Below are 20,356 nucleotides of genomic sequence, written 5' to 3'. Positions count from 1 at the left end.
CGTTCCTTCCAGTGCCATGCGTGGCGCCACCTGGCCGGAGCTGTGCGCTTTACAGAGCATGGGCGCTGAGAAGGAAGTCCGCATGCATAAGATCTGGATGTTGTTCAATCCCAGGAGCTTCAAATTCAAGATGACGGTGCTCGTGGGCGTGCTGGTGCTGTGCGCGACGGGTTCTGTTGCGCTCACATCGCTGTCTGTCGAGCAAGGGCAGATGGTATCGGTCATCGGCAATCAGCAATATGCCTTGCTGACCAGTGCGGCGGCGTATATCGACGAAGACTTGAATGCGAAGAAAGCACTGCTCAGGGTGCTGGCGGAAGGGCTACCCGCGGATGTGGTTGAACATCTGCAGCGGATGCAGGCATTTATTGAAAAGCATCCAACCCTGCGCGAGGAATTTTTCAATCTCGTCGCTTTTGATGCTACGGGGAAATTGATTGCCAGCATGAATGACCGGCGCGTGGTCGGCACGCTCAATTTCGCCGCGCGGGAGTATTTTATCGATACCGTGAAACTCAGGGAAGGCGTGATATCGCGTCCATTCAAGAGCCAGCTGTCGGGCAAGCCCATTGTGCTGGTAACCGAACCGATCTATGACGCAGCCGGCAAATTGTTGTATATGATCGCTGGCGGTATCAATTTGCAAAGCCCGACATTTTTTGGCCAGTGGGAGCAGCTCAAGCCGGGCAAGAGCGGTTATCTGTTCATGCTGACCGACGACGGCACGATACTTCACCACCCGGACCCGGCGCGCGTCCTGAAGCGGGTGCATGATGAAACGGGCGGCGTAACGCCTTCTACGCTGGCCGCATTACGGGGATTCGACGGTTGGACGCAAGGTAAAACCAAGCAGGGCGTGCAGGCCATTATCACGTACAAGCACTTGCATGCGGCCGATTGGATCATCGGTGCCGTCTACCCTGAAAGCGAGGCATTCACGCCGATCACCGATATTTATGCCCAAGTCATCATTGCTTCGTCCGGTGTCGCCTTGCTGGCCGGTTGTGCCGGCTGGCTCGCGGTGATGCTGCTCTTGCGTCCCTTGGGCGATCTGGGCCGGCATGTGGCGAGCATACGCTCCGGCCATGCCGATATTGCGGTGTTTGATATCGCCCGCAAAGACGAGTTCGGAAAACTGAGCCGTGCATTCTATGCGCTGTCGCTGCAGAGGGAAGCCGCGGAGAGCAACCTCGCTGCTCTGGCGCGTACCGACATGCTGACCGGCCTGCACAACAGGCGCATGTTTGACGAGGCGCTGGCCGCGGCATTGACGCGTGCCCGGCGCGCGGGTACGGGTCTGGCGCTGGCCTATCTGGATATCGATTATTTTAAAAAAATAAATGATACCTATGGGCATGGCATCGGCGACCTGGTGTTGATTGAATTTGCCAAACGGCTCAAAGCTTGCATCCGGGCCTCGGACACGGTAGCGCGCCTTGCAGGCGACGAGTTTGTCATCATTTTTGAACAACTGAATGATCAGTCCGAGCTCGCGATACTGGGCAAGAAAATCGTGCAAGAGATGGTCGTGCACTTTGATTGCGGCGGTATCGGTCTGCATGTCGCCACCAGTGTCGGCCTGGCGTTCAGCGCCCAGGGCGATACGACGGCAGGGGCATTGTTGACGGCGGCCGATACGGCGCTTTACAAGGCAAAGAGCGCTGGCCGCAACGGTTATGCCATCACCTCCATCGGCAGCTCCGCCTTGACCGAGGCGCTGTAGGGCCTCGCCTGTTCTGGCAGCATCAAGATCTGTGCTGGCCCTTTGCCGCCAGCGGCGCATACACACCCGACGATGCGCGCTCGACCAGGGTAAATTCCATCAGGCGATGCGTGGCGGGCGCCGGTTCTCCCGCGCGGCGCTGGCGTATCTCGTCGATGACGAGGCTGACGGCGGCGCGCGCCATGTCGGCGATGGGCTGGTGGATGGTGGTCAGCTCGGGCCAGACGGTGGTGGCGACGGGCGTGTCGTCGAAGCCGCACACGCTCAATTCGGCCGGCACCTGCAAGCCCATGCCGTGCGCCACGGCCAGGGTGGCGGCGGCCATGTCGTCGTTGCTGGCGAAGATGGCGCTGGGGCGCGGTGTTTGCGCCAGCAGCTGGCGCGCCGCATCCAGTCCCGAGCGATACGTAAAATAGCCTTGCGCCACCCTGTGCGGCGGCAGTGGCAAGTGCGCTTCGCGCATGGCGTCTTCGAAGGCCTGGCGGCGCAGCAGGGCGGGCGTGTGCGCCGGATCGCCCTCGATGAAGCCGATGTCGCGGTGGCCCAGCGCGAGCAAATGGCGCGTCATGGCCAGCGCGCCCTCGTAATCGTCGATGCGCACGGCCGACACATCGGGCGAGGGGCGCGCCGTGGCCACGGCGATGGCGGGGATGCCCATCTGATTCAGCTGCGCCAGCACTGTGGGCGAATCACACAGGGGCGGCGGCACCAGGATGCCGTCCACGCCGGCCGCCACCAGGCAGGCGATGCCGGCGCGCTGGCTGTCGATGTCTTCGCAGCGTTCGAGCAGCAGCTGGCCGCCGCCCTGGCGGCATTGATCCATGGCGCCGACGAGAAATTCGCTGAGGAAGGCGGCGCTGGGATTGCTGTACAAGAGGCCAATGCGCAAGGTACCCGTGCGGGCCGCCCTGGCCGCCAGGTTGGGCTGGTAGTGCAGGCTGGCGATCGCCGCCTCGACCTTGTCGCGCGTGGCCGCGCTGACGCTGGCGCGTCCGTTGATCACGCGCGACACCGTCATGGCCGACACGCCGGCCACGCGCGCCACGTCATGCACGGTGGCGCCGCTGGTTGTATCGGGGGCGGCGTGCGCCGCCTTATTCGAGGTGACCACCGAATTTCAGCTTGCCGCTGATGCGCATGCCGTGCAATTGCCCCTCTTCCAGCTGGGCGGCGCTGGTGCGCTGCGCCGTGTCGCGCCGCGCCAGTCCCACCGACAGGATATCGAGCATCATCAGCTGCAGCAGGCGCACGATCATGGGCACGAAATTGAGGTTGCCTTCCGGGTGGTTCAGGGTCAGCAACACGTCGGCCAGCTTGGCCAGCGGCGAGCCGCTGGCCGTAATGGCCAGCACGCGCGCGCCGCAGCCCTGCGCCACCTTGACGGTGCGCAGCAGGTCGGGCAGGGCGCCCGAGCGGGAAATGACCAGCGCCACGTCGCCCGGCTTGAGCATGGCGGCGCTCATTTCCTGCGCCTGCGGATCGGCAAAGAAGCTGCTGACGATACCCAGGTTGAGCAGCTTGTGCTGCATGTCGTCGGCCACCACGCGGGCGCTGCCCACGGCCAGCAATTCCACGCGCTGCGCGCCGCGCAGCAGTTCGATGGCCGCCGTCAGCGCCTTTACATCGAGCATGTCGCGCAGCGCCAGCGCGGCCGAGGCGTTATTGCCCAGCACCTTGCGCGCCAGCTCCGCGTCGGAGTCCGAGATCTCCACATGGCAGTGCGCCACCGTGATGGCGCCGCCCGTCAGGCCGGACGCCAGCTTCAGTTTGAAGTCGGCCAGGCCCTGCACGCCGATCGAGCGGCAAAAGCGCATCACGGTCGGCTGGCTCACGCCGACCCTCTGGGCGATTTCGGCGATCGGCAAGGTGAGCATGGCGTTCGGCTCCTTCAGCACCCAGTCTGCCACCTTGCATTCCGATGGGCTCATCCTGCCGCGCGCCTGGCGCACGGATTCGAGCACGGGTGCGCCGGAATGGGCACGCTTGAGCTTTTGCGCCAGGATGGCGGCGATGCCGAGGAACGTGGGCAGTTCGGCCGTGATCAGAAAGGTGGGAATCTGCGCCAGGTATTCGTTCAGGCGGCCCTTCTGTTCGAAGCGGGCGCGGAACTGCGACCGTTCGAACAAAGGACCCAGGCGCGGCACGATGCCCCCGCCTATATAGATGCCGCCCAGCGCACCGAGCGTCATGGCCACGTTGCCGGCGATGGAGCCGAGGATGGCGCAGAAGCAGTCCACCGCTTCGATGCACACGTCGCATTCATTGTTCAGGGCCCGGCTGGTGATGTCGGCCGCCAGCAGCGGCGGCACGTCATGCAGGCCAGCCCGGTCGGACAGGGCGCGGTAGATCAGTTCCAGTCCGCGTCCGGAGGCGAGGCGTTCGGCCGAGACGTGCGACAGTTCGCGCCAGGCGAAGGACAGCACATCCATCTCGCGCTGGTCGCAGGGGGCGAAGCTGACGTGGCCCCCTTCGCTGCCCAGCGCGATCCAGCGGTCTTCGGCGGGAATCATGCCCGACACGCCCAGGCCCGTGCCCGAACCGAGCAGGCCGATGACGCTGTCGGCGCGCGCCATGCCGCCGCCGATCTGCAGGCGCTGGTCGGGCCGCAGATAGGGCAGGGCCATGGCCAGCGCCGTGAAGTCGTTCACCACCAGCAGGGTGTCGAGGCCCAGCGCGGCGCGCATCGCCTCGATCGAGAAGAACCAGTGATGGTTCATCATGCGGATATTGTCGTCGTCGATGGGATTGGCGATGGCGATGGCCGCATGGCGCACGCGCGCCGAACCGGCGGCACGCGCCTCGCTGCTATCCATATACGCGGTGATGGCGTCGAGCAGCGAAGCGTAGTCGTCGCAGGGCAGCACGGCCACCGCTTCCAGGTGGCCCTGGCGCGTTTCGAGCACGAAGCGGGCATTGGTGCCGCCGATGTCTGCCAGCAGGCGCGGCCCTTCACTGAAACGCTCCGCCGGATCGCTGCCTGCTACTTCCATTTTTTCATCAATTTTCATGGCGGTGCTTAGTCTCGTTTGCGTGCGCGGTCGTGGCGGCGCACTGTCGTTATGGGCAAAAACCAAGGATTTTAATTCGTATACGGGCCGCGTGCCGAAAAATGCGGGGTGCCTGCGCAAATGCCTGCATGCAGCGCCAGAAACCCTGGCGCCAGCGGAAAAAACAGGGCAGTCAACTCGCACATCAGTACGCAAATAAAGTGTCGCAGAGTAGTCGTAGGATTACAACATAATATGTTGATATTTGTTCGTAGTATAGTTACTATGTCCCTGCTGGAAAGAATTCTGGCCAGTACATTCGGCCACGAATGACTAGATAAAAAATAACTACTGAGGAGACTTACCATGCTGCATCGCACCATGTTGAAGGCCGTGTTGAAAACGCTGCCAGCTGCCATCGTCTTAGCCATCGCCAGCGGTTCCGCTGCCGCCGACCCCATGTACCCAAGCGATGCCGAAGGCTTCCATGGCTACCTGCGCGCCGGCGCCGGCAGCAATACCTCCGGCGACGGCGGTTCGCAAGGCTGCTTCGGCCTGGGTGGCAATACCATGAAATACCGTCTGGGCAATGAGTGCGACGCCTACACGGAATTCGGCTACACCAAGTCCGTCGCCCAGTCCGGCGGCGTGAACTATCTGGCCACCATCTGGGTCAACGCCTACGCGCCAAACTCCGATTTCGGCGACAACAAGCTGGGCATCGTCAAGGCCTATGTCGAAGCGCAGGGACTCGATTTCCTGAACGGCGGTACGGCCTGGATCGGTAAACGCTTCTACTACCGTCCTGATATTCACATGCTGGACTTGCAGTACATCAACATGAACGGCACGGGCGCCGGCCTGGACCGCATTCCTGCGGGCCCCGGTAAATTCTCGTACGCCTTCTTCAAGGACAACGACATCAACACCGTGTCGAAGACCGGCGTCGTCAGCACCAAGTCGGCCGTGCGCCAGAACTTCATCTACGGCGAGATTCCCGTCAATGAAAACGGCACGCTGGACCTGGCCGCGACCTACATCATCGGCGAAGGCAAGGACAACGACGCATTTGGCCAAAAGCACAATGGCTGGCAGTTGTCGGCCTTCCACCGTCAAGCGAAAGTCTTCGGCGGCGGTAATACCTTCGGCGTGCAGTACGGCGTCGGTCCCGGCACTGGCAAGGGCGCGCAGTTCGGCGCGTCGGGCGACACCAATTTCGGTTCGGACGTGAAACGCACGCGTATCTTCAATGACATGGCGATCCAGCCGATGGCCAATTTCGGCATGGAATTCGTCGCCCTGTGGCAAAAAGACGAGTCGAACGCCACCGGTTCCTCGACCTGGACCTCGGTCGGCGTGCGTCCTGTGTACGCATTCACCAACAACTTCAAGCTGGTGGGCGAACTGGGCACGGACCGTGTGACGCAAGCGGGCGGCCTGCCGGCCAAGCGCCTGACCAAGCTGACCATCGCCCCGACGATCTCGGCCGGCCCAGGCCTGTGGTCGCGTCCTGAACTGCGCGCTTTTGTCACCTACGGCAAATGGAACGATGCGGCCACCGCTTCGGTCAATGCGTCGAACAACGGCGGCCCGATCTACAACAACAATACCAGTGGCACTTCCTATGGTTTCCAAGTGGAAACCTGGTTCTAAGTTTGCAGGCCTTGTAAGCGCAGATCAACCTGGCGCATCCTTCGCGGATGCGTTTTTGGCGCCGTCCCGTGATATAAATACGATGTAAGCATGTCATGGATCACGGCGCCGTCTTTTTACTGAAGATGATGCCCGTTTGCAAGCGGGTCTGAGTACAAGAGCGCCGGTACAGGCGCAGATTTCACCTTTTTCGGCCCCCGTATGCCGAAGCCCCCTAAAAGCTTGATCAAAAAAGGAATGTGGAGATGAAACTGAAATTCAAGATTACCCAACTGGCCGCACTGACCACCCTGGCATTTGCCGGCAGCGCCTTTGCGACCGACGTGGAAGTGTTGCACTACTGGACCTCCGGCGGCGAAGCGAAGTCCGTGGGCCAGTTGCAGCAAATCGTGAAAGAAAGCGGCTTCGGCTGGAAAGACTTCGCCGTGGCTGGTGGCGCTGGCGAAAACGCCGCGACCGCGCTGAAAACCCGCGTCATTTCCGGCAACCCGCCAACGGCCGCCCAGATCAAGGGTCCATCGATCCAGGAGTGGGGCGCGGAAGGCGTGCTGGCCAATATCGACGATGCCGCCATTCCAGGCAAATGGGATGCCGTGCTGCCGAAAGTCGTCGCCGACATCATGAAATACAAGGGTCACTACGTTGCCGCTCCCGTCAACGTCCACCGCGTCAACTGGATGTGGGTCAATCCGGAAGTGCTGAAAAAAGCCGGCGTGGCCACCACCCCGACCACCTGGGATGCGTTCTTCGACGCGGCCGAGAAAATCAAGAAATCGGGCGGCATCGCGATCGCCCACGGCGGCCAGCCATGGCAGGACGCGACCGTGTTTGAATCGGTCGCGCTGGGCGTGGGCGGCACGGAATTCTACAAAAAAGCCATCCTCAAGCTGGACCAGAAGGAATTGACCGGCCCGACCATGCTCAAGGTGTTCGACACCCTGGGCAAGGTGAAGACCTATATCGACAAGGATGCGGCAGGCCGCGACTGGAACCTGGCCACCGCCATGGTCATCAACAACAAGGCCGGCTTCCAGTTCATGGGCGACTGGGCCAAGGGCGAGTTCACGGCTGCTGGTAAAGTACCGGGCAAGGACTACCTGTGCGTGGCAGCGCCTGGCACGGACAAGGCCTACACCTTCAACATCGATTCGTTTGCCATGTTCACGCAAAAGGATGCGAATGCGAAGAAAGGGCAGATCGCCCTGGCCAACGCCATCATGAATCCGAAGTTCCAGTCGATCTTCAACCTCAACAAGGGTTCCATCCCCGTGCGTTCCGGCGTTTCGAAGGACAAGTTTGACGCTTGCGCCCTGAAATCGATGGAAGACATGGACGCCACCAACAAGACCGGCGGCCTGGTGCCATCGTTCGCGCACGGCATGGCGCTGCCATCGGCCACGCAAGGCGCCGTGACCGACGTCATCGCCAAGTTCATGAATACCAACATGAGCTCGAAAGACGCGGTTGCAGCCTTGGCCAAAGCGGCTAAGGTGAAGTAATCACGCCGGCGCCGGCACTCCCGCCGGCGCCCGCTGCATCGCATGCATCGCAGGCGCCCGCCCTGGCGTTCGTCCAGGCCGGCGCCACACGCAGTTCTCTTTACGGCTCTCCTATGTCCATACGCAAGCAATTCGACCGATGGATACCGCAGATGGTGCTGGGCCCCACGCTCATCGCCAGTCTGCTGTTCGTCTATGGTTTTATCTTTTTGACCGGTTGGCTGTCGCTGACCGAATCGCGGCTGATGCCGAACTACGAGTTCGCCGGCCTGGTGCAATACGTCGAGCTGTTCGACAATGAGCGCTGGTGGACCTCGCTCAAGAACCTCGGCATCTTCGGTGTCCTGTTCATCGGTTGCAGCATCGCCATCGGCCTGTTCCTGGCGATCCTGCTGGACCAGAAAATCCGCGCCGAAGGCGCGCTGCGCGCCATCTACCTGTATCCGATGGCGCTGTCCTTCATCGTCACCGGCACGGCCTGGAAATGGATGCTCAATCCCAGCCTGGGCCTGGAAAAGGTCATGCACGACTGGGGCTGGACCTCGTTCACCTTCGACTGGCTGGTGAACTCCGACATGGCCATCTACACGGTGGTGATCGCCGGCGTGTGGCAATCGTCGGGCTTTGTCATGGCGCTGTTCCTGGCCGGCCTGCGCGGCATCGATGATGAAATCATCAAGGCGGCGCAAGTCGATGGCGCGTCCTTGCCGACGATCTACTGGCGCATCGTGATTCCCGCCATGCGGCCCGTGTTCTTCAGCGTGCTGCTGATCCTGGCGCATATCGCCATCAAGAGCTTCGACCTGGTCATCGCATTGACGGCTGGCGGACCTGGCAACTCGTCGTCCGTGCCGGCCATCTTCATGTACCAGTTTTCCTTCACCCGCGGCCAGCTGGGCCTGGGCTCGGCATCGGCAATGATGATGCTGGCCACCATCGTGGCCGTGCTCGTGCCGCTGATGTACCTGGAAACGCGCAGCGCAAAGGCGATGAGATGACACACACTCCTACACGTAACAACAAACTCACCCTGGGACGGGTGGTGCTGTACCTGCTGCTGATCTTGTTCGCGGTGTACTACATCGTGCCCCTGTACGTGACCCTGTCGACGTCGTTCAAGTCGCTCGACGAGATCCGCAGCGGCAATCTGCTGGCCTTGCCGCATGTGTGGCAGTTCGATTCCTGGTCCAAGGCCTGGTCTTCGGCCTGCACGGGCGTCACTTGCGACGGCATGCAGCCGTTCTTCTGGAACTCGATCAAGATGGTGATACCCGCCGTGCTGATCTCGACCTTCCTGGGCGCCTTCAACGGCTATGTGTTCGCGCACTGGCGCTTCCGCGGTTCGGAAATGCTGTTCGCCGCCTTGCTGGTGGGCTGCTTCATTCCGTTCCAGGTGGTGATCCTGCCGATGGCGCGCCTGCTGGGCGAATTCGGCCTGGCCAATACCACCACGGGCCTGGTCTTCGTGCACGTGGTATACGGCACGGCCTTCACGACCCTGTTCTTCCGTAACTACTACATCGGCGTGCCGGAAGAACTGATCAAGGCGGCGCGCATCGACGGTGCCGGCTTCTTCCTGATCTTCCGCAAGATCGTGCTGCCGATTTCGGGTCCGATTTTCGTCGTCTGCATCATCTGGCAGTTCACGCAGATCTGGAACGACTTTCTGTTCGGCATCGTCTTCGCCAGCGGCGATTCGCAGCCGATCACGGTGGGCTTGAACAACCTGGTCAACACGTCCACGGGCGTGAAGGAATACAACGTCAACATGGCGGCCGCGGTGATCGCCGCGCTGCCTACCCTGCTGGTCTATCTGGTCGCAGGCCGATATTTTGTGCGCGGTCTGACCGCAGGCGCAGTCAAAGGTTAAGGAAATAATATGTCCAGTTTATCGATACGCGGTATCCGCAAGGTGTACACGAATGGCGTCGAAGTCCTCAAGGGCATCGACATCGAGATCAAGGATGGCCAGTTCCTGATCCTCGTCGGCGGCTCCGGCTCCGGCAAATCGACCTTGCTCAACATGGTGGCCGGCCTGGAAAGCGTCACCTCGGGCGAAATCCTCATCGACGGCAAGGTCGTCAACGACCTGCCGCCGAAGGACCGCGACATCGCCATGGTGTTCCAGTCCTATGCGCTGTATCCGTCGATGACGGTGCGCGAAAATATCGCGTTTGGCCTGAACGTCAAAAAAGTGCCGAAGGCCGAACAGCAAGAGATCGTCGCCCGCGTCGCCGAAACCCTGCAGATCACGCATTTGCTGGACCGCCGTCCGGCGCAGCTGTCGGGCGGCCAGCGCCAGAGGGTCGCCATGGGCCGCGCCATCTCGCGCAAGCCGTCATTGTTCCTGTTCGACGAACCGCTGTCGAACCTGGACGCCAAGCTGCGCGTGGAAATGCGCGCCGAGATCAAGCTGCTGCACCAGCGCCTGAAAGCGACCATCGTCTACGTCACGCATGACCAGATCGAGGCGATGACCATGGGCGACCTGATCGCCGTCATGAAGGATGGGGTGGTGCAGCAACTGGGTACGCCGCAGGAAATCTATGACAATCCGGCCAATCTGTTCGTGGCCGGCTTCATCGGCTCGCCGTCGATGAATTTCATTACCGTCAAGCCTGTCATCGAGGGTGGCGAGGTCTTGGTCGCCATCGAGAACGCGGGCAAGAGCATGCGCCTGGCCTTGCCTTTCGACGCCGACAAGCTGCGTGCCTACGCGGGCCGCGAGGTGGTTTTGGGCGTGCGCCCGGAGCAGATCACGGACATGAGCAGCGCGCACGGCGACGTGGGCCAGGAACTCGGCTGCCTGATCGACCTGGTCGAGCCGACCGGTCCCGATACCTTGCTGACGACGCGTTTGAACGGCGCGGCCGTGACGTGCGCCGCACGCACCCGCGCGAAGCCGTGCTGCCGGGGCAGACCATGCAGCTGTCGTTCAACCTGTCGAAAGCGGCCCTGTTTGATCCGGCCAATGGCGAACGCATCGCGTAAGCGGCACCTGCAATAGAAAACGGCCCGCCTGTCAGCTGACAGGCGGGCCGTTGTTGTTTGCGCCGGCGCGATTACCTTGCCAGCGATTTCCTGTACGCGATGGCGTAGCCCAGCTTGCCTTTGTTCTGCGTCAATTCTTCCAGCGTTTCGCGGTCGACCTTGTCGAGTGCGCCCAGGTCTGCGGCGCGCTTGCCGCCGCTGACGATGTCATCAGGCCGCAGCGCCACCATGGCCTGCGCCGCTTGCAGGATGACGCCGGCATACGCGGCGGGATCAAGCAGGTCGATGCGCGCCAGGTCCAGCGCCGGCATGCCGCGCAGCCAGTCGGCCCAGTAGAATTCGAGAAATTCCGTGGCCTTGTCGGGCGGCTGGTAGCCGATCTCGCGCGTAAAATAGACGAGCGAGCGGTACGGGTCGTCGCCCAGCGACGCCAGGCCGATGGCGGCCGGCAGTTGCTGCGGCGTGATGGCCTGGTTGCGGCCGTTCTTCAGCCACACCTTGTTTTCCGCGCGCATGCGCGTCCAGAACGCCGCTTCGCCCAGCGCGCTGAAATTGTCGCTGACCTTGACCCAGACTTTCAATTGATGATTGCGCCCGCCGTCGGCCTCCCAAAAGGTGGAAAACGTGTGGTGGCCATCGGTCAGGTACACGACGCCGCGCGGGCCGATGACGACGCTCTTCATGTCGCCCGGGCGGCTGCCCACGGCCGCCTTGCAGCGGTAGCCGGCCGGTGGCGCGGCCAGGGTGGCGCCGGCCACGTTGGCCGTGTCGGGCAAGACGTCGCCCTGGCCATTGGCCTCGCACAGGTCGGCGAATTTCTTCGGCCTGGCGATGTCGGCGATGTGCTTTTCCTCGGCCGCATAGCGTCCCAGCTTGTAGTACACCTGGTCGTAGCCGATGGCGGGCTGGGTCGGGTGCAGTTCATCGAGGCGCACCTGCAGGATGCGCGGATGGGCGGCGCTGCCCACGACGGTGGCCATCAGCGCCTGCTGGCGCGCATTCAACGCGGGTGCGGTGGCGACGGCGGCATCTTTGGCGCTGGCCATGCCGGTGAGGGACAGGGCCAGCAGCAGGGCGCTGGCAGCGTGCGTGGTGTGCATGCGACTCTCCTGCGCGCGCCTCATTCCAGCAGCGCGCTGGGCACGCGCGGCGAGGACATCAGGTCGCGGAAGGCGGCCCAGTGCTCGGCGCGCGTACCGCCCTGGCGTTCGACATAGGCTTTCGCCATGTCCTGGCCCAGGTTGTAGTTGATGACATAGGCGCCCATGGCATCGTAGAACTGCAGGCGCTGCGCGGATTTTTCGGCCGGATACAGGCGCACGTTGACCAGCCATTCCAGCGCTTCTTCGCGGCTCAGGCTGCCTTCGAGGTACTGGCGCGCGATGTCGTTGTCGGCATAGCCGAGTTTGGCCAGCAGCGCGTTCAGTTGCGCATAGCGGGGCGCCAGCGCGGGATCGAGGCCGGCCAGCGGGTACAGCACCTGCTGTTCGAAAGCCAGCCGTTCTTCATCCGTGAAACTCAGTTCGATGCCGTAATTGGCCGTGCCTTCGGCGATCAGCGATTGCGGCGAATACAGCGGATAGATGCAGTATTCCATCCAGCCCTTGCCGCGCACCAGGTCGCGTTCCAGCAGCACGTTGTACACGTGGTGGCCCGGATACGCTTCATGGCAACCGAGGTCGACGGCACGGTCTATATACACGGGCAAGTCCGTATTGATCTGGATCACACTCTGGTAGTTGCCCTTGTACCAGTTGTAGCCGCTCCATGGCTTGTCGCTGACGAATTCCAGCACGAAATCTTCGCCTTCCGGCAGGGCGATGTACTGCAGGGTGCGTTCGCGGCCCGCGCGGATGGCCGCCTCCATGACGGCGCGCAGCTTGTCGGCGGGAATGACGAGTTGTGCGCGCAAGGCGTTGACCCTGTCGCTGACCGTGCCGTCGCCGGGCAGCAGGGCGTCGATCTGCGCCACCAGTGCTTCGTAGTACGCGCGGCTGTGATGGGGTGAGACGGCGTCATACAGGCGTGCGCTTTCCGTATCGAAATCGAGGCGTGCTCCCTGCAGCATGTCGGCCTTGGCCAGTACGGCTTGCAATTGCTTGCGCAGGTTGAGGGCGCGCAGGCAAGGTTCGTCGGCCAGCAGGGCCAGCGCCTCGTTTGCGCCATCCTTGATATCGCTCAAACCTTGTTGCTGTTCTGACGCTTCCCGTTGCCACGCGGGCGGGCCGTAATAGGCATCCACATATGAGGCATCGTGCTGGCCCATGGCCAGGACCAGCTTGACGTAGCGTTCGGCCACGTGGGCGAGGGAAGGGGAGTTGCTGTCGTTGTGCGTCATGGCGGCAGGGTTTTTCACGGTTGGACAGCGCTTATTGTATAGCGCAATCGGATGCGTGTGAGGCGTGTACGCGCCACATGATTTCTTTACAGTAACTGGGGAAACGCATCTTGATATACATCAGTGATCCCGGCATTCGGCACCTGCGTCACGCGGTTTGGCCGCAAGATGGCGTGGTCTTTTGTCTTCACGTGATTTTCTCCTTGATCTTTCTTCGTTTATGGACGAATATGATGTTTGAGATCCGGCACTACCTGACATCATCGGGCAGGGACTTGTATACGGAATGGTTGAAACGCCAGCGCGACAATACGGCCAGGGTGGCCATAGCCCGGCGCGTGTTGCGTATGATTCCCGGCAACTTTGGCGATCACAAGTTTTGCCATGATGGCGTGTGGGAATTGCGGATCGACGTGGGTGCAGGCTACCGTATTTACTACGCCATTGCCGGGGAACAGATCATTTTATTGCTGTGCGGAGGCGACAAGCGCACGCAGCCGAAAGATATCGAATACGCCTGTGCCTGCTGGCACGACTGGAAGGAGAGAGGACATGAAAGAGGAACTAAGCAAACCACCGAGAGACCGCTCGCATGACGAGGCCATGGCTGAGCTGTACCGCGACGATCCCGATCTCGCCCTTGAATTGATCAACCATATCCTCATCGATGGCGATCACGGCGAACTGCTGGCCGTGCTGCGCCAGCTGACGCGCGCCTTTGGCGGCGTGCCCGCCGTGGCGCAGGCGGCCAAGCTCAATCCTACCCAGCTGTACCGTACCTTGTCGCCCGAGGGCAATCCTTCACTGAGCACCTTGACGGCCATCCTCGATGCCATGGGCTTGCGTCTGGCCGTGGAACCCAAACAGCCCGGACGTCCATTTCCTGCACCGGCTGCCTGAGTCCCTGCCTTCTGCTTAAAACTCGACGGGCCGCGCCTCGCGCATCGCTTGCGTCATGGCCAGGCCGATGCGCGTCGCTTCCGTCGCGTCGTGCAAGGTCAATGACAGAGTGCGCCGGCCCAGCGCCGCGTCCGTGAATTCCTGCGCCTCGATCAAAAAGGCGTCGGCGAAGCGGGCATAGAAGTCCGGCGTGCATTCATTGCGCACGCCATGCGCATCCGAGATTTCCACGCGGTTCAGGCGCGGATTGCTGCCCACGGCCAGGCGGCCGCCCGTGCCGAACACTTCCGTCAGGGTTTCATGGCCATGCGCCATGGTGCGCGAGGCCATGAAGCTGGCCATGCTGCCATCGGCAAACTCGACCGTTGCCAGGCCGTTGTCGACGTCGCCAAACGCCTGTAAGCCCGTGTGGATGGCATTGGTGCCGCTCGCATACACGCGCCTGGGCACGGGGTTGCCCAGCAGCCAGCGCGCCAGGTCGATATCGTGCACGCTGCAATCGAGGAAGATGCCGCCGCTGGTGGGGGCGAAGCGCATGAAGGCGCCGCTGGGGTCGTTCTGGTCGCAGGTTTGCGAACGGACAAGGTAGGGCTTGCCGATGACACCTTGGGCGATCTTTTGCTGCGCGTCATGGTAGCTGGCGTCAAAACGCCGCACGAAGCCGATCATGATGGTCAGCTGCGGGTGGCGCGCCGCTTCCGCTTCCACCTTCAGGCAATCGGCCAGGTCCAGCGACAGCGGCTTTTCGCAAAACACGTGCTTGCCTGCGCGCAGGGCGGCGATGATCTGGTCCGCATGCAGCGAGGTGGGCGTGACGAGAAACACGGCGTCCAGGCCCGGATGAGCCAGCAGGGCGTCGTAGTCCGCATAGCCGGTGGTGATGCCGAGCGTGCTGGCGGCCCAGTCCAGTTCAGCGGGCACGGGGCTGCAGGCGGCCACGACTTCGGCATTCGGCACGCGCTGCGCCAGGTTGATGGCGTGGCGCTGGCCCAGGCGGCCCAGGCCGACGATGCCGATTTTTAATGTTTGGGATGACATGGTGTCTCCAGTATCTTGTTTTTGTATTTTTACAGGGTCACGACGCGCTGTTCGCGCCAGGACAGCGTGGCCGCTTCGGCCAGTTCCAGTGCCTTCAAGCCATCGTGCACGGTGGTGCGCAGCGGCGTGCCGTGGCTGAGGGCATCAAAAAAGTGCGCCATTTCCTGCGCGTACGCCACGCGATAACGTTCCAGGAAGAAATCTTCCGGCTTGTCCACGCTGACGTTGACGGCACCATACGCCGTCACTTCCGTCGGCTTGTGGTTGCCCGCCTGCAGCATGCCGGCGCTGCCCAGCACTTCGAAGCGCTGGTCGTAGCCGTAGGCGGCGCGGCGCGAGGCATTGATCTGGCACAAACGTCCCTGCGCCGTGCGGATGGTGACGACGGCCGTATCGAGGTCGCCCGCCGCGCCGATGGCTGGATCGACGAGACAGCTGCCCGTGGCGTGCACGCTGACGGCTTCATCATCGAGTATCCAGCGGAAGATGTCGAAATCGTGGATCAGCATATCCTTGAAGATGCCGCCCGAGACCTTGATGTAGCTCACGGGTGGCGGGCCCGGATCGCGGCTGGTCACAATGAGCAACTCCGGCGTGCCGATTTCGCCCGCCTCAATCCGTGTCTTGACGGCATGGAAGGTGGGATCGTAGCGGCGCTGGAAGCCCAGCATGCACATGACCTTGGCTTCCTTGACGGCGGCGGCGCAGGCGCGCGCCCGGTCCAGCGTCAAATCGACGGGTTTTTCGCAAAAGATGGCCTTGCCTGCGGCGGCCGAACGCAGGATCAGGTCCGCGTGCGTGTCCGTGCTGGAAGCGATGACGACGGCCTTGACGGCCGGGTCGGCCAGCGCCGCTTCCACCGTGGCACTGCTGCCACCATGCAAGCCGGCCAGGGCGGCGGCCGCTTCCTGGTTGACGTCGACCACGTACTTGAACTGCACGCCGGGTTGGGCAGCCAGGTTGGCTGCGTGGATTTTGCCGATGCGTCCGGCGCCGAATAACGCTACTTCAATCATCATGTTCTCCTGGGGTGTGGATTTCTTCGATGTCGAGCTCTAATTTATATGCCAGCGCGATGAACAGCGCCTGGCACAGGCAGATGGTGCTGGTCAGCGAGCGGAAGGCGAAGGCGCTGCCCTCGGTGACGGTGAGCAGCGCGTCGGCGGTCCGCGCGAGCGGGGCCAGCTTGCTGTCGGTAATCACCAGGACCTTGGCGCCCTTGTCTTGCGCCGCCTTGATGCACTGCTGGGTTTCCTTGCCGTAAGGCGAGAAACTGATGGCGATCGCCACATCGCGTTCGCGCACGCTGCGCATCTGTTCGCGGTGCATGCCGCCCAGTCCGCTAATCAGGTGCACGCGCTTGTCCGTGTGTTCCAGCGCGTAGGCGATGTAGGAGGCGATCGGAAACGAGCGGCGCACGCCGATCACATAGATATTTTCTGCTTTTAACAGCAGGTTGACGGCCGCTTCCAGCTGCGCGTCGTCGAGGCCAGCCGCCAGGTCGTCGAGGCCGGCACGGCTGGCGCCGACGAATTCGCGCGTCAGGTCACCTGCGCTGAGGGCAGAGTCGCGCGTGGAAATGAGCTTGCGGATGCGCTGCTGGTAATCGGGCGTGGCGCCGGCCTGGTCGGTATAGGCCTGGCGGAACACATCTTGCATTTCGGAAAAGCCCGTATAGCCGAAGCGCTGCGCGAAACGCACGATGGCCGACGGCTGCACGTCGCAGGCGGTGGCGATGTCGCTGATGCGTTCGAGCATCAGGCTGGCCCGGTGCTTCTCGATGTATTGGGCGATGACTTTCAACTGGCGCGACAGATTGTCGTACTCGGCGGCGATATGTTGCATCAGTTGTTCGATGGGGGCGGTGGCTGCCATGTTGTTTCCTTAGGGCTGGTTCTGGCGAGAATTATAGGAGTGAATTCAGAAAATAGAAATGATTTTCTATTTAAATTTATTTTGAAAATTTTATTGCATTTGTCTTTTTTGTGGCCTAAGCTGTGCGCAGTGCATCGGGTCTTGCCGGCTTTCCGGCTCCCCGTTGACACGCTTCAAAAGCTGGCAACTATAAAAATTAATCCTTCAAGGAGACATTCATGCAAAGCAATAAGCGTAAGGGATTTCTGAAGAGCATGGCCATGCTGGGCCTCGGCCTGGGACTGGGTATGGGCATGCACGCCAGCCACGCGGCGGGCGAGAAATTCGTGTTGATCAGCCATGCGCCCGATTCCGATTCCTGGTGGAATACGATCAAAAATTCCGTCAAGCAAGCAGGTGAAGACTTCAATGTCAGCGTCGACTACCGCAACCCGCCGAATGGCGACCTGGCCGACATGGCGCGCCTGGTCGAGCAATCGGCGGCCCGCAACTACGATGGCGTGATCGTCAGCATCGCCGATTTCAGCGTGCTGCAAAAACCGCTGGGCCTGGTGGCGGCGAAGAAAATCCCCTTTATTACGATCAACTCGGGCACCCTGGCGCAAAGCGAACAGCTGGGCGCCGTGATGCATGTGGGCCAGCCTGAATACGAGGCAGGCAAGGGCGCTGGCGAAAAAGCCAAGGCGGCCGGCATCAAGTCCTTCGTCTGCGTCAACCATTACGCGACGAATCCATCGTCGTTCGAGCGCTGCCGTGGTTTTGCCGATGCGATCGGCGTCGACTTCAAGGCCGCCACCCTGGATGCGGGCGAAGACCCGACCACCATCGAAAGCAAGCTGAGTGCCTTCCTGCGCAACAACCCGAAAACCCAGGCCGTGCTGGCGCTGGGCCCGACCTCAGCCCACGCTTCGCTGAAGGCGCTGGAAAAAATGGGCTTGAAGGGCAAGATGTGGTTCGCCACGTTCGACCTGTCCGATGAAATCTCGAAAGGCATCAAGGATGGCAGCATCCAGTTCGCCATCGACCAGCAACCCTACCTGCAAGGCTACATCCCCGTTGCCGTGCTGGCCATCATGAAGCAGGACAAGACCACGGACCTGGCCAAGGTACGCGAAAAGCTGATCAATAACGCCAAGTTCAAGGCGCGCCTGGCCGAGTATGGCCTGGCACCATCGTATGGCCCGCGCCATATCGGTTCCGGTCCTGGGTATGTCACCAAGGACAATATCGGCAAGGTGGAGAAATACGCCGGCCAGTTCCGTTAAGCACCCGCTTTTCAATTCAATCAATACTTAGTTGTTGTCCCCGCGCGCAGGCAATGCTTGCCGGCGCGCGGGTCCTGCCGCCCTGGAATTGTTGTCGAGGTTGGCAGGTTGCTATAAACAAGGGAGACATAGCATGAGTACCGTGAAATTCAGCGTGGAACAGGGCGGCATGGCCGCCTCGGGCACGCCGCCGCAAAAGCAGGGCGCGGATGAGCGCGTGGGGCAGGTCAGCTGGCTCAAGCGGCTGTTCAGCCGCCCGGAATTCGCCTCGATCTCGGGCGCCATCCTGGTGTTCGCCTTCTTCATCCTGACGGCCGGCGACTCCGGCATGTTCAACCTCGACGGCGTGATCAACTGGGCGCAAGTGGCCGCCTACCTGGGCATCATCGCCATCGGCGCCTGCGTCTTGATGATCGCCGGTGAATTCGACCTGTCGATCGGCTCCATGATCGGCTTTTCCGGCATGATGATCGCCATCCCTTCCGTGTATTTCCACTGGCCCGTGTGGGCCGCCATCCTGTTCGCCTTTGCCGGTTCGATGGCGCTGGGCTGGCTCAACGGCTACCTGGTCATCAAGACGCGCTTGCCGTCGTTCATCGTCACCCTGGCCTTCCTGTTCATCTTGCGCGGCCTGACCCTGGCCCTGTCCATCATGTTTGCCAACCGCACCATCGTCAGCGGCATCGGCGCGCTGGCCGCCGACGACTGGCTGGCCCTGACCCTGTTCCATGGCGAAGTGGGCACCTCGCTGTTCGCCTGGATGGCCAAGGCGGGCTGGATCACGGCGCTCGACAATGGCGCGCCGCTGGTCAAGGGCATCCCCAAGGTCATCGTCTGGTGGGCCGGCCTGGCGCTGGTGTCCGGCTTTGTCCTGGCCCGCACCCGTATCGGCAACTGGATCTTCGCCGTCGGCGGCGACGCCAACGCGGCCAAGAATGTGGGCGTGCCCGTGAAAACCATCAAGGTGTCGCTGTTCGTCTTCACGGCCTTCTGCGCCTGTTTGTTTGCTACGCTGCAAGTATTTGACGTGGGATCGGCCGCCGCCGACCGTGGCATGCAAAAGGAATTCGAAGCCATCATCGCGGCCGTCATCGGCGGCGCCTTGCTGACGGGTGGCTATGGTTCCGTCGTCGGCGCCTGCTTCGGCGCGCTGATCTTCGGCGTGGTGCAGATCGGCATCACCTACACCAATATCAATTCGGACTGGTTCCGCGTCTTCCTCGGCGTCATGCTGCTGATCGCGGTACTGTTCAACAACTTTGTCCGTGCACGTGTCACGGAAGCGAGATAAGCCATGAGCGAATACATCCTTGCGCTGGAAAACATCAGCAAACGTTTCGGCTCCGTCATCGCCCTGCAAAACGTCACGCTGCGTTTGAAACCGGGCGAAGTGCATTGCCTGCTGGGCGACAATGGCGCCGGCAAGTCGACCCTGATCAAGACCCTGGCCGGCGTGCACCGTCCCACCAGCGGGCAATACCTGGTCGACGGCCAGCCCGTCAGCTTCAATTCGCCGAAGGAGGCGCTCGACCTGGGCGTGGCCACCGTCTACCAGGACTTGGCGCTGGTGCCCTTGCTGTCCGTGGCGCGCAATTTCTTCATGGGGCGCGAGCCGATCAAAAAGATGTTCGGCGTGCTGCCCGTGATGGATATGGAGTATGCGGCCACCACGGCGCGCGACAAGCTGGCCGAAATGGGCATCATGGTGCGCGACCCGCACCAGGCCGTGGGCACCATGTCGGGCGGCGAACGCCAATGCCTGGCCATTGCCCGTGCCATCCACTTCGGTGCGCGCGTGCTGATCCTCGACGAGCCGACGGCCGCGCTGGGCGTGAAACAGTCGTTCAATGTGCTGAAACTGATCTACAAGGCGCGCGAACGGGGCTTGTCCGTGATCTTTATTACCCATAATGTGCACCACGCCTACCCCGTGGGCGACTCGTTCACCCTCTTGAACCGGGGCAAGTCGCTGGGTACTTACACCAAGGAAACTGTTTCCAAGGATGAAGTACTCGACATGATGGCGGGCGGTGCGGAAATGCAAACGCTGATGGCTGAACTCGACGGTGTCACGATTTAAGGATAAC

At 61.9% G+C, this 20,356-nt stretch carries 17 protein-coding genes and 1 pseudogene; 11 read left to right on the top strand and 7 right to left on the bottom strand.

Features of this window, described 5'->3' with window-relative positions; translation table 11 throughout:
- Positions 1 to 82: 82 nt before the first annotated feature.
- Complete coding sequence (locus tag KY494_RS05650; RefSeq protein ID WP_219890221.1) at positions 83 to 1,723, top strand: diguanylate cyclase domain-containing protein; 1,641 nt, start codon at positions 83 to 85, stop codon at positions 1,721 to 1,723.
- A gap of 22 nt (positions 1,724 to 1,745) precedes the next feature.
- On the opposite strand, the gene KY494_RS05645 is transcribed toward KY494_RS05650, so the two are convergent.
- Both KY494_RS05645 and KY494_RS05640 read right to left on the bottom strand, forming a co-directional pair.
- Positions 1,746 to 2,834: a LacI family DNA-binding transcriptional regulator gene (locus KY494_RS05645; RefSeq protein WP_219890220.1), complete on the bottom strand. Its 1,089-nt coding sequence runs from the start codon at positions 2,832 to 2,834 to the stop codon at positions 1,746 to 1,748.
- Complete coding sequence (locus KY494_RS05640; RefSeq protein ID WP_219137204.1) at positions 2,818 to 4,731, bottom strand: glucokinase; 1,914 nt, start codon at positions 4,729 to 4,731, stop codon at positions 2,818 to 2,820. The genes KY494_RS05645 and KY494_RS05640 overlap by 17 nt, the downstream gene beginning before the upstream one ends.
- Before the next feature lie 345 nt (positions 4,732 to 5,076).
- On the opposite strand from KY494_RS05640, the gene KY494_RS05635 reads away from it, so the two are divergent.
- The 5 genes and pseudogenes from KY494_RS05635 to KY494_RS05615 all read left to right on the top strand — a co-directional run bounded on the left by KY494_RS05635 (position 5,077) and on the right by KY494_RS05615 (position 10,853).
- Positions 5,077 to 6,363, top strand: a complete 1,287-nt coding sequence (locus KY494_RS05635; protein ID WP_219890219.1) for a carbohydrate porin — start codon at positions 5,077 to 5,079, stop codon at positions 6,361 to 6,363.
- A gap of 245 nt (positions 6,364 to 6,608) precedes the next feature.
- Positions 6,609 to 7,862 carry an ABC transporter substrate-binding protein gene (locus KY494_RS05630; RefSeq protein WP_035817882.1) on the top strand — a complete coding sequence of 418 codons (1,254 nt, stop codon included), beginning with the start codon at positions 6,609 to 6,611 and terminating at the stop codon, positions 7,860 to 7,862.
- A 113-nt stretch (positions 7,863 to 7,975) separates the two neighbouring features.
- Positions 7,976 to 8,860, top strand: coding sequence for a carbohydrate ABC transporter permease (locus tag KY494_RS05625; protein ID WP_071077887.1), 885 nt, complete (start codon positions 7,976 to 7,978; stop codon positions 8,858 to 8,860).
- Positions 8,857 to 9,732: a carbohydrate ABC transporter permease gene (locus KY494_RS05620; RefSeq protein WP_071077886.1), complete on the top strand. Its 876-nt coding sequence runs from the start codon at positions 8,857 to 8,859 to the stop codon at positions 9,730 to 9,732. Before KY494_RS05625 ends, KY494_RS05620 begins: the two co-directional genes overlap by 4 nt.
- 9 nt (positions 9,733 to 9,741) lie before the next feature.
- Positions 9,742 to 10,853: pseudogene (locus KY494_RS05615) on the top strand (ABC transporter ATP-binding protein).
- A 71-nt stretch (positions 10,854 to 10,924) separates the two neighbouring features.
- Here the strand turns inward: KY494_RS05615 and KY494_RS05610 are convergent.
- A complete protein-coding gene (locus tag KY494_RS05610) occupies positions 10,925 to 11,953 on the bottom strand; it encodes a ParB/Srx family N-terminal domain-containing protein (RefSeq protein ID WP_219890218.1) in 1,029 nt (342 codons plus the stop codon).
- A 20-nt stretch (positions 11,954 to 11,973) separates the two neighbouring features.
- Positions 11,974 to 13,209, bottom strand: coding sequence for a hypothetical protein (locus KY494_RS05605; protein WP_219890217.1), 1,236 nt, complete (start codon positions 13,207 to 13,209; stop codon positions 11,974 to 11,976).
- Between the two features lie 215 nt (positions 13,210 to 13,424).
- Between KY494_RS05605 and KY494_RS05600 the strand changes: the two genes are divergently transcribed.
- Together KY494_RS05600 and KY494_RS05595 are read left to right on the top strand one after the other, a co-directional pair.
- Complete coding sequence (locus tag KY494_RS05600) at positions 13,425 to 13,787, top strand: type II toxin-antitoxin system RelE/ParE family toxin (protein WP_219891492.1); 363 nt, start codon at positions 13,425 to 13,427, stop codon at positions 13,785 to 13,787.
- Complete coding sequence (locus KY494_RS05595; protein WP_258194678.1) at positions 13,744 to 14,091, top strand: DNA-binding protein; 348 nt, start codon at positions 13,744 to 13,746, stop codon at positions 14,089 to 14,091. The genes KY494_RS05600 and KY494_RS05595 overlap by 44 nt, the downstream gene beginning before the upstream one ends.
- Before the next feature lie 15 nt (positions 14,092 to 14,106).
- On the opposite strand, the gene KY494_RS05590 is transcribed toward KY494_RS05595, so the two are convergent.
- From KY494_RS05590 to KY494_RS05580, 3 genes are read right to left on the bottom strand one after another with little or no spacing between them, the layout of a single operon-like run.
- The gene (locus KY494_RS05590; protein WP_219890216.1) at positions 14,107 to 15,129 is read right to left on the bottom strand and encodes a Gfo/Idh/MocA family oxidoreductase; all 1,023 of its coding nucleotides are present in this window, start codon (positions 15,127 to 15,129) and stop codon (positions 14,107 to 14,109) included.
- A gap of 29 nt (positions 15,130 to 15,158) precedes the next feature.
- The gene (gene iolG / locus KY494_RS05585) at positions 15,159 to 16,145 is read right to left on the bottom strand and encodes an inositol 2-dehydrogenase (RefSeq protein WP_219891490.1); all 987 of its coding nucleotides are present in this window, start codon (positions 16,143 to 16,145) and stop codon (positions 15,159 to 15,161) included.
- Positions 16,138 to 17,004, bottom strand: a complete 867-nt coding sequence (locus KY494_RS05580; RefSeq protein ID WP_219890215.1) for a MurR/RpiR family transcriptional regulator — start codon at positions 17,002 to 17,004, stop codon at positions 16,138 to 16,140. The genes iolG and KY494_RS05580 overlap by 8 nt, the downstream gene beginning before the upstream one ends.
- Positions 17,005 to 17,264: 260 nt before the next feature.
- Between KY494_RS05580 and KY494_RS05575 the strand changes: the two genes are divergently transcribed.
- The 3 genes from KY494_RS05575 to KY494_RS05565 all read left to right on the top strand — a co-directional run bounded on the left by KY494_RS05575 (position 17,265) and on the right by KY494_RS05565 (position 20,349).
- Complete coding sequence (locus KY494_RS05575) at positions 17,265 to 18,269, top strand: sugar ABC transporter substrate-binding protein (protein ID WP_375143477.1); 1,005 nt, start codon at positions 17,265 to 17,267, stop codon at positions 18,267 to 18,269.
- 169 nt (positions 18,270 to 18,438) lie between these two features.
- On the top strand, positions 18,439 to 19,560 hold the full coding sequence (locus KY494_RS05570; protein ID WP_071078420.1) for an ABC transporter permease: 1,122 nt from the start codon (positions 18,439 to 18,441) through the stop codon (positions 19,558 to 19,560).
- Positions 19,561 to 19,563: 3 nt separating this feature from the next.
- Entirely contained in the window at positions 19,564 to 20,349 is a 786-nt protein-coding gene (locus KY494_RS05565) for an ATP-binding cassette domain-containing protein (protein ID WP_219890213.1), read from the top strand.
- Positions 20,350 to 20,356 lie beyond the last annotated feature (7 nt).

The organism is Janthinobacterium sp. PAMC25594, assembly GCF_019443505.1.
Classification (GTDB): Bacteria; Pseudomonadota; Gammaproteobacteria; order Burkholderiales; family Burkholderiaceae_D; genus Janthinobacterium.
This window is presented reverse-complemented; position numbering and strand designations above follow the sequence as displayed.